The organism is Solihabitans fulvus (genome assembly GCF_008386585.1).
Classification (GTDB): domain Bacteria; phylum Actinomycetota; class Actinomycetes; order Mycobacteriales; family Pseudonocardiaceae; genus Solihabitans; species Solihabitans fulvus.
In genome coordinates this window covers 1-244 of sequence record NZ_VUOB01000279.1, presented here as the reverse complement: position 1 = coordinate 244, position 244 = coordinate 1, and the positions used below count along the sequence as shown (strand labels likewise).

The 244-nt window shown below is 36.1% G+C and carries 1 protein-coding gene; it reads left to right on the top strand.

Going from position 1 to position 244, the window contains the following annotated elements; translation table 11 throughout:
- Positions 1–244 (top strand): hypothetical protein (locus F0L68_RS45845; protein WP_149855410.1); only part of this gene is annotated, 244 nt, incomplete at both ends.

The window sequence follows — 244 nt, the reverse complement described above, 5'->3', positions numbered from 1 at the left end:
GTCCTTACCAGACTTCGAAATAAACCTGGACGACCAACGTTTCTCTGCAATTTACAATTCACATCATTTTAATATCGACCCCAGCGATCCTAACTTCAAGAAGACCAAAAACATGGAGAAACTAATTCAAGAAAAATTAAAAAGAAGGCCGGCCGATACTGCTTCTTCCGAAGTAGATACTAAAAGGAGTAAAGAGGATATTGAATTAAGCTTATTAGTAAAAAATGTTAAAAGGAAAACTGGG